This is a genomic window from Henriciella sp. (assembly GCF_049649345.1).
Classification (GTDB): Bacteria; Pseudomonadota; Alphaproteobacteria; order Caulobacterales; family Hyphomonadaceae; genus Henriciella.
The window spans coordinates 1-8,152 of the sequence record NZ_JBARZC010000321.1 but is presented as its reverse complement, the minus strand read 5'-3'; the positions used below and the strand labels follow the sequence as shown (position 1 = coordinate 8,152).

Genomic DNA, 8,152 nt, shown 5'->3' with positions numbered 1-8,152 from the left:
GGTAAGGCCCAGCCTCTAGGATTTCGGTCGTGGTACGATAGGGATTTTCGGATTGTCCCGAGCGACGCATCAAGGCGACCGCCCGGAAGCCAAGGAAATAGACCGATGCGAGAATGATCGCCCCGCCGACCACGTAGCGAAGTGGCGCCGGAAGCATCCAGCCTGACCTGATCGGCCACAGCCACATCAGTACTACGCCCGAAAGAATGGTCGCCAAGGGAACACCGGGCGGAAAGACCCTGACAGCCGCCGCGTCTTTCTGATCGGAGCCCTGAGGCGGCAGGCCATCAGCATCATTCATCGCTTTTCCTGCGCCTGAGGGATGACCTGACGGATCATGTTCATAGTCCGATCACTGAACACATTGAACGACAATAGCATGATACGCGATTTGGCACACCACGCCTGCGATCGCTGACCGGTTGCCTCAACAAAAAAAGCCCTCTCCGTTACCGAAGAGGGCTTTCTCAAAAACAGCTCAGCGAGCTTAATCAGCGGGCGCTTCGCTCTCCGCCTTCACCTCTTCGATCCACTGGTCGACGCGGCGTTCGAGGATTTCGAGGGGCAGCGCGCCGCCGCCGAGGACGGTGTCGTGGAAGCCCTTGATGTCGAAATCATCGCCGAGCTCTTCCCGGGCGTGCTCACGCAGGTCGAGGATCTTGATCATGCCGATCTTGTAGGCGGTCGCCTGGCCCGGCATCACGATATAGCGCTGGATTTCAGAACGGGCCTGGCTGTCGGTGACAGCGGCATTCTCTGTGAAATATTCCCAGGCTTCTTCCTCGGTCCAGCCTTTTGAGTGCAGGCCAGTATCGACGACGAGACGGATGGCGCGCCAGATTTCAGAGCCGAGACGGCCGAATTCAGATTGCGGGGTCTCGAACGTGCCCGGCATTTCGCTGGCGAGCTTTTCTGAATAGAGGCCCCAGCCTTCCGAATAGGCGGTGAAGCCGGCCTGGGTGCGGAATTGCGGGATGTCCTGCAGTTCCTGCGCGATCGAGATCTGCATGTGGTGGCCCGGAAGCCCCTCATGATAGGCGATCACTTCCAGCTCACGCTTCGGCATGGCTTTCATGTCCGAGAGGTGGGCGTAATAAATGCCGGGACGCGAGCCATCCGGCGTGCCGGCGAAATAGTGCTGGGCTGCGCCATCCTGTTCGCGGAAAGGCTCGACGCGCTTCACGATGAGATCGGCCTTGGGAAGGATGCCGAAATAGTCCGGAAGCTGGGTCTCGATATTGTCGATCGCCGCGCTGGCATCGGCGACGTACTGGTCTGCGCCTGCGTCACTGTCTTCGTAGTAAAGCTCACGGTCGTCGGTGTTCTCGCGCAGATAGACGAAGAATTCCTGTAGCGTGCCATCAAAGCCGAACTCGTCCTTGACCGCTTCCATCTCGCCCTGAAGACGCTCGACCTCTTCGAGGCCAATCTGGTGAATCTCGTCGGCCGTGAGATCGGTCGTGGTGGAGACTTTCAGGCGGTAGTCGTAATAGTCCTCGCCGTCCGGCTGTGAGGTGAGGCCCGTCGGGTTGGCGGGCGCCTCTTCAAGCTCACCCTCGGCCCAGGCGATCAGCTCTTCATAGCTTGCCTGGAAGTCGCCGGTCAGCGCGGCGCGGGCGTCTTCGCGCAGCGTCTCTGCCTGCTCTTCGTCAATGCTGCCATTGTCCACAAGCTTGCCGATTTCCATTTCGACATCGGCCCAGAGGTCCGACGGCTCTTCGCTATCGGTGAACGGGGCGCCGGTGATGACCTTGCGGGCCTGGTCGATCACGCCCTCAAGGGCGAAATCAGGCGTCTGCACGCCGCGGCTTGCCGATTCCTTGGCAATCTCGATCAGCTGGCGGCCGGCGCGGGCGCCCTCATTGATGCGCGAGATATAGGCTTCCATATCGTCGGCATCGTCGACCTGGTGGAACTGGATCAGCACGGTCGGCAGGAAGGACTGGGCGCCGTTCATCTGGTCAAAGGTGAAGCCGCTATAGAAGTACTTCATGCCTTCTTCAGCCTGCTCGGCCTGATATTTCCAGATGTCCCAGGAATTCTTCGCTTCCTGGCTCAGCTTGTCATAGTCGAAGGAGGCTTCCATCTCGGTGACGGTGGCGAGGCGCCAGTCCAGCTGCTCCTGGGCGGCCTCATAGGACATGTCGTCAATCTCGCCATGACGGTCCTTGCGGCCGAGGAAGGTGAGCCGGATCGGGCTCATCATCACCTGCTCTTCGTACTTCTCGTCGAACCACTCATTGAGACGGGCGGTTTCGGCCTCAATCTCTTCGGCCGTCGCCTCTGTTGTCTGCGGGGCCGCAGTTTCGGCGCCGGTGGTTTCGGTTTCAGCATTGTTGGGGGTGCCACTGGTCGAGCCGCAGGCGGCGAGCACGAGAGCGAGGGCTGTGAGGCCAATACGCATGGGAAAGAACTCCTGTCTTATCGTTTTTCGCTAATGAGCAGGATTTTCGCCGGGACGCAAGACAGACGACACGTTTATGCAGCGCCTGCCTCAGTTTCAGGCATAACGTGTCCGCAGCATGGTCCAGACCGCGCGAAGTCCGCAGGCCGCGGCGCCTTCGGGGCGTCCATATTTGCCCTTCCGCCAGGCCCAGACATCGAGATGCACCCAGCGTTTCGCGTCAACAAACTGCTTCAGGAAGATCGCCGCCGTAATCGAGCCGGCAAAGCTGCCACCGGAATTCTGGATGTCGGCAATCGAGGATTTGAGCATCGACTTGTACGGATCCCAGAGCGGCATGCGCCAGACCGGGTCGCCCGAGATATCGCCGGCCGCCCAGATCGCATCTGCGACATCGCCGTCTTCGGTATAGAACGGCGCAAGGTCCGGACCGAGCGCGACGCGTGCCGCGCCTGTCAGGGTCGCAAAATCAATCAGCAGGTCCGGATCACTCTCGCACGCCCGGGTCAGCGCATCGCCAAGGATCAGGCGGCCTTCGGCGTCAGTATTGTCGATCTCGACGGTCAGACCCTTGCGGCTGGACAGGATATCGCTGGGCCGGAACGCGTCGCCGGAAATCGCATTCTCCACCGCCGGCACATAGAGTTTCAGGCGCACCGGAAGCCCGGCGGCCATGACAAGCTTGGAGAGCGCGATGACATGTGCCGAGCCGCCCATATCCTTCTTCATCAGCTTCATGCCGGCGCCGCCCTTAATGTTGAGGCCGCCCGTATCGAAGGCGACCCCTTTGCCGACAAGGGCCAGTTCGGGATGGTCCTCACTGCCCCATGTCAGCTCGATGAGGCGCGGGGCTTCAGGGCCGGCGCGGCCGACCGCATGGATCATCGGATAGTTCTGGTCGAGCAGCTCGTCGCCTGTCGTGACGCTGACCTCGGCGCCATGCTGCTCGCCAATCTGGCGAACCGCCTGTTCGATCGCGGCAGGGCCCATATGCTGGGCCGGTGTGTTGACGAGGTCGCGCAGGAGGCTGACGGCGTCGGCTTCGCGGTCCAACGCGTCAGCATCCTCATGCTCGCCGATGACGAGGCGCGGCGGGCTGGCCTTGTCCTTCAGATAGCGGTCGAAGCGGTAGGCGCCATCCGCCCAGCCGGCGGCGATATGGGCCATGGGAAGGCCGGCATCGCGGACAATCTCGTAATCGCCCTCAGGCAGCTTCGCAGCCAGGCCTGCCAGGCTGAGGGCTTCTGGCTTCGCGCCAAGGCCGTACAGGACGGCTTCCCGCGCGCCATCATCGCCTGCCGCAATCACCATTTCGCCGGTCTTGCCGCCAAACCCGTTCGCCTTGGCAAGCGAGGCGAGACCTGCCGGCAGATCGCCAGACGCGCTTTCCCACTCGTCCGGGCGGAACAGATGGATTTTCGCCGGAGCGGAAGCGGTGGCGGTAAAAGCTTTATGCATTGGGCTGGAAGACTCCATTTAATCGAACTGGTTAAGCAAATCGGCTGTTCTGTTAACTGATCCTTGACGGTCGCGAGGGCAAGGTCGCCGATGAATACTCTTCACCGGAGCGATGAGATGTCCAGAGCGATCAGACTTGCCGTACCCCTTCTTTCTGCCGCGCTCATGGCAGGCTGCGCAAGCACAGCGGATAAAGAACAGGCCGCCGCGCTTGAAGAAGCAATGGCCGCAGAGATCGCCCCCGCGACGCCGGAAGAGATCGCCGAGATAGACCGCGCCGACCCGCTGACGCGGGCCAATTTCTGGGCGGCCGAGTTCAGGAAAGATCCTTCCAGCCTTGAGACAACGATCCGGTTTACAACTTCGTTGCGTGAGATTGGCAGCCATGTCCGCGCGATCGAGGTCCTGTCTTCGGCGATCCCGCTGCATCCGAAATCCGATGAACTCAATTTGATCATGGGCCGCGCCCTAATGAGTGAGGGGCGTCCGGGCGAAGCGGCAGACGCCTTCTACCGCGCGAGTGTCGTCAATCCGCAGAATGCGTCAGCCCTCGCAGGCCTCGGCGTCGCGCTCGACCAGCTGGAGCGCCATTTTGATGCGCAAACGGCCTATGCTGCGGCGCTGCAGATCGAACCGGACCGGATTTCGACACTGACCAATTACGGGCTGTCGCTGGCGCTGTCGGGCAAGATCGAACAGGCAGAAGAGCGCATTCGCTATGCCGCCTCGCTGCCCGGCGCCGATGCGCGCGTGCGCCAGAACCTGGCGCTTATTCTCGGGTTGCAGGGCCGGGTTGCCGAGATGGAAGAGGTCGACCCGCACGCGCCCCAGCGCACCGTCGAAGCCAACCGCGCCACGCTGAGATCCATGCTGGCGCCAACACGCGACTATGGCGCGCTACGCGGTGACGCGGGCGAGACAGAAGAAGCCGGTGACGACGCCGATGACAGTGCCCGCCAGGCGGTCGCTTCAGGCCTCAGCCTGCGCGGCTCGACAGGCAGCGACTAAGGCGAGCGCGACGCGCCCCCTTAACTGGAGCGCGATGGCGTTACGTTTGCTGTGAGGATTGCGGCTGCGGCCTGTGGTTCGACCCTCATCCTGAGCCTGTCGAAGAACGAGGGTGACTTGCGCCTAACCGCCGTTCATTTCCTGGTATTTGATGTAGGCGGGGCCGAGCACGACGAGGAACAAGACCGGCAGGAAGAATAGGATCATCGGCACGGTCAGCTTGGCTGGCAGCGCGGCGGCCTTCTTCTCGGCATCGGCCATGCGCATGTCGCGGTTTTCCTTGGCCATGACGCGCAGAGCATCGCCAAGCGGCGTACCGTAGCGTTCAGCCTGCATCAGCGCCATACAGACCGATTTGACGCCTTCATGGCCGGTCCGCTTGGCAAGGTTCTCATAGGCCTGGCGGCGTTCCTGCAGATAGGCGAGTTCAGCCGTTGTAAGCTGGAATTCCTCGGCAAGCTCCGGGGAGGCCGCACCGATCTCGGCGCCAACCTTGGCAAAGCCGAGCTCGATCGACATGCCCGATTCCACGCAGATGAGCAGCATGTCGAGCGCGTCCGGGAAGGCACGCATGATCGATTGCTGGCGCTTGGAAGCGATGTTGGAGACGTAAAGGTTCGGCGCATAGAAGCCGGCCGCCGCGCCAAACACGACAGCACCGATCTTCATTTGCGGGCTGAGGCCGTGATCATTGACGAAGAAGATATAGAGGAAGGCTGCAAGCGCGCCGGCAAATGGCAGCACGAAGCGGCAGAAATAGAAGATGGCCAGCGGCCGCGGCCCGCGCAGACCGGCCTGGACAAGCTTGGCCTGGACGTTCGGGTCCTCCAGCATCTTCTGCAGGTTCAGCTTGCCGGTAATCTCGCTGATCGCGCCGCTATCGTCGCGTTTGAGGCCTTTTTGCTCAAGCGCCGCACGGCTCGCCTTGCGCAGTTTTTCGCGCTGGCTTGTCACCTGTTTGAGGCGGGTCTCGAGTTTGTCACCCTTGAGCGCCGGAAGCATGACAGAGGTAATGGTTGCGAACATCGCGACCGCCGCGAGCATGGACGCGATCGTCCCTGGATCGCCTAGGGATCTGGCAAAAGCTTCCATGGTCTGCCTCCTTCCCTAGATATCGAAATTGATCATGCGGCGCATGACAGTGACGCCGGTGAACATCAGACACGCGCCCATGAACAGGATCATGTGGCCGGTCGACGTGCGGAACAGTTCCATGATGTAGCCGGGCGTCGTCATGTAGACCATGAGGCCGACAGCGAAGGGCAGCGAGGCGATAATGCCGGCCGACGCCTTGGCTTCAGACGACATGGCCTTGATCTTCTCGCGCATCATCTTCCGTTCACGGATAACCTTGGAGAGGTTGCCGAGCGCTTCGGAAAGATTACCGCCGGACTTCGACTGGATGGTCAGCACAATGACGAAGAAGTTCACTTCGGGCAGCGGCACGCGCTTGAAGAATTGCTGCAGCGCGCGGTCGAGCTGCGTGCCCATCTGGATATTGTCGGTCAGCGTCTTGAACTCGCCGCCGAGGGGATCGGGGCTTTCCTTGGCGATGATGCGCAGACATTCAGCCAGCGGCAGACCGGATTTCACGCCGCGCACGATGATGTCGATGGCATCGGCGAACTGGTTCGTCATCTTCTTGTGGCGCATCTTGGTCAGGAAGCCGAGAATGAAGCGCGGAATGCCGATAAAGCCTGCAAAACCAGCCGCGAAGACCATGGCTGGACGGGACTTGATTTCGATACCGGCGATTGGCGGCGGGCCTTCCGCGCCAGACAGCCAGGTCACCGTCGCGAGCAGGACACCAAGGACGGCCGATCCGATCCAGAAGGCCTCGACCGGCATGGAGATGCCCGCTTGCATAAGCTTGGACTTGATGTCTTGCGGGATCAGGGATTTGCGGCGCTCTTCGTCCTGCTTGCGCAGCTTCTTGAGCATTTGCTGGGTCTGGCGCTTGCGCTGGGAGTTGACGTCCTGCGCATCGGAATTGCGGGCCTTGCCAGCAGTGCCTTGCTTGATCTGTTTGGCTCGCTTGGCTGCAGCGTCGTTGGAGCCGCCGGTAAAGGCGAGGCCGACGCCTGCGAGCGCGAGAAAGGCCAGTCCGCCGACAACATAGATAAGAAGGTCCTGATTCATCGATCAGGTCTCCATCGCGTCGATAGCCTTGGCGAGGTCGCGCTCAAGATTGTAATAGGAGGCCCGCTCCCAGAAGCGCGGGCGGCCAATACCGGTGCCGCGGTGGCGGCCCTTGACCTTGCCGTCCTCGTCTTCGCCGTCGATCTCGTACTTCATGACGTCCTGAAGCACGATCGTATCGCCTTCGAGACCCATGACTTCGCTAATCTGCATAATACGGCGCGAGCCGTCACGAAGGCGCGACGCCTGGACCACAACATCGATCGAGCCGACAATCATTTCACGGATGGTTTTCGCCGGCAGCGAAAATCCGCCCATGGTGATCATGGATTCGACGCGGCTCAGGGCTTCGCGCGGGCTGTTGGCGTGCAGCGTGCCCATCGAGCCGTCATGGCCCGTGTTCATGGCCTGCAGAAGGTCAAATGCTTCAGGCCCGCGAACCTCGCCGACGATGATCCGCTCAGGGCGCATCCGCAGACAGTTCTTGACGAGATCGCGCATCGTGACCTCGCCGGAGCCTTCAATGTTCGGCGGGCGGGTTTCGAGGCGCACAACATGCGGCTGCTGGAGCTGGAGTTCGGCGGAGTCTTCGCAGGTGATGACCCGTTCGGTCGGGTCGATAAAGCCGGTGAGACAGTTGAGCAGCGTCGTCTTACCAGAACCGGTACCGCCAGAAATCAGCACATTGCAGCGCGAGTGACCGATGATGCGGAGCATTTCCGCGCCGGGCTCTGAAATGGACCCGAAATTGACCAGATCCTGAAGGCGCAGCTTGTCCTTTTTGAACTTACGAATGGTGAGCGTCGGGCCATCAATCGCGAGCGGCGGCGAGATGACGTTGACACGAGAGCCGTCGAGCAGACGCGCATCACAGATCGGTGAGCTTTCGTCGACGCGGCGGCCGACCTGCGACACGATCCGCTGACAGATGTTCATCAGCTGGGAGTTGTCGCGGAACCGGATATTGGTCCGCTCGATCTTGCCGTTGACCTCGATATAAGTGGTGTCAGCGCCATTGACCATGATATCGGCAATGTCATCGCGCGCCAGAAGCGGCTCGAGCGGGCCATAGCCGAGAACATCGTTACAGATATCGTCGAGCAGGCGTTCCTGCTCGGAAATCGACATCACGACAGTCTTGAT

Annotated in this window: 7 protein-coding genes; 1 reads left to right on the top strand and 6 read right to left on the bottom strand. The window is 61.2% G+C overall.

The genetic code is table 11. The features are described from left to right. The 3 genes from WA989_RS08550 to WA989_RS08540 all read right to left on the bottom strand — a co-directional run. Positions 1-301 (bottom strand): hypothetical protein (locus WA989_RS08550; protein WP_424340082.1); only part of this gene is annotated, 301 nt, incomplete at its 3' end. 186 nt (positions 302-487) lie between these two features. Beyond that, entirely contained in the window at positions 488-2,404 is a 1,917-nt protein-coding gene (locus WA989_RS08545) for a DUF885 domain-containing protein (RefSeq protein WP_424340081.1), read from the bottom strand. Positions 2,405-2,500: 96 nt separating this feature from the next. Continuing rightward, entirely contained in the window at positions 2,501-3,862 is a 1,362-nt protein-coding gene (locus tag WA989_RS08540; protein WP_424340080.1) for a leucyl aminopeptidase family protein, read from the bottom strand. A 117-nt stretch (positions 3,863-3,979) separates the two neighbouring features. Here WA989_RS08540 and WA989_RS08535 point away from each other — a divergent pair, with 117 nt between their 5' ends. Next, a complete protein-coding gene (locus WA989_RS08535) occupies positions 3,980-4,870 on the top strand; it encodes a tetratricopeptide repeat protein (RefSeq protein WP_424340079.1) in 891 nt (296 codons plus the stop codon). Between the two features lie 123 nt (positions 4,871-4,993). Here WA989_RS08535 and WA989_RS08530 read toward each other — a convergent pair whose 3' ends face one another. The 3 genes from WA989_RS08530 to WA989_RS08520 form a co-directional block, all read right to left on the bottom strand. Next, positions 4,994-5,962 (bottom strand): type II secretion system F family protein, encoded by a 969-nt coding sequence (locus tag WA989_RS08530; protein WP_424340078.1) that lies wholly within the window; start codon positions 5,960-5,962, stop codon positions 4,994-4,996. Between the two features lie 15 nt (positions 5,963-5,977). Continuing rightward, positions 5,978-7,009: a type II secretion system F family protein gene (locus WA989_RS08525; protein ID WP_424340077.1), complete on the bottom strand. Its 1,032-nt coding sequence runs from the start codon at positions 7,007-7,009 to the stop codon at positions 5,978-5,980. Positions 7,010-7,012: 3 nt separating this feature from the next. Then, the coding region (locus WA989_RS08520; RefSeq protein WP_424340076.1) for a CpaF family protein at positions 7,013-8,152 on the bottom strand (1,140 nt) is incomplete at its 5' end.

Coding starts and splice junctions, on each gene's coding strand:
- WA989_RS08545 (WP_424340081.1), bottom strand. CDS start 2,404: ATGCGTATTGGCCTCACAGCCCTCGCTCTCGTGCTCGCCGCCTGCGGC.
- WA989_RS08540 (WP_424340080.1), bottom strand. CDS start 3,862: ATGCATAAAGCTTTTACCGCCACCGCTTCCGCTCCGGCGAAAATCCAT.
- WA989_RS08535 (WP_424340079.1), top strand. CDS start 3,980: ATGTCCAGAGCGATCAGACTTGCCGTACCCCTTCTTTCTGCCGCGCTC.
- WA989_RS08530 (WP_424340078.1), bottom strand. CDS start 5,962: ATGGAAGCTTTTGCCAGATCCCTAGGCGATCCAGGGACGATCGCGTCC.
- WA989_RS08525 (WP_424340077.1), bottom strand. CDS start 7,009: ATGAATCAGGACCTTCTTATCTATGTTGTCGGCGGACTGGCCTTTCTC.